The sequence below is a fragment of the Streptomyces roseolilacinus genome (assembly GCF_014649335.1).
Classification (GTDB): Bacteria; Actinomycetota; Actinomycetes; order Streptomycetales; family Streptomycetaceae; genus Streptomyces; species Streptomyces roseolilacinus.
In genome coordinates, this window is the sequence record NZ_BMSV01000046.1 from 1 (window position 1) to 536 (window position 536).

At 67.4% G+C, this 536-nt stretch carries 1 pseudogene; it reads left to right on the forward strand.

Features of this window, described 5'->3' with window-relative positions:
- Positions 1-285: 285 nt before the first annotated feature.
- A pseudogene (locus IE106_RS30625) lies at positions 286-536 on the forward strand (hypothetical protein); the annotation flags it as partial.

A 536-nucleotide genomic window follows, 5' to 3' on the forward strand; every position in this document is an offset into this window, starting at 1 on the left:
ACCACTGCCGCAGGCGGTAGCCGTCCTCCACCGCAGCCGACGGACCATGCAGGCCGCTGGCCAAGCGCCAATCCGAACGGGTTAGCCCAGGCCCACAGAGCCTTCCGTCCGGCCGGGCGCAAGCCTTACCACCGGTCGCCTGGGGATTGGCGAAAACTCTTGGAAGCCGGTCAGCGCCGCACTCGCGTGTTACGCAGGACAGCGCATGATGGGGACAGACCTGCGCGAGAAGGGGCATTGATGGGGCAACCGAGGTTGGTGCGGCACCAGAAGGTAGAACCGGAAGTGGACTTCTACGGGTGGTGTCTACAGGACGCGGATCTCGCGAAGGTGCCGGTGCCCTTCCCCGGCGCCCGAACCACGGAGAGCTTCGTGTGTGCGCACTCAGGCAGGGTGGACATCACAAGCGCGGGGCACACGCACACGGCAGTGCTCCGGGCAGAAGTGTGGGACGGCGAGCCGCCTGCCGACACGAGTGAGCCGTGGGAAGTCAGCGGCGACGCTGAACTGCGGTGCGAGACCGGGGCGCTGCAGGT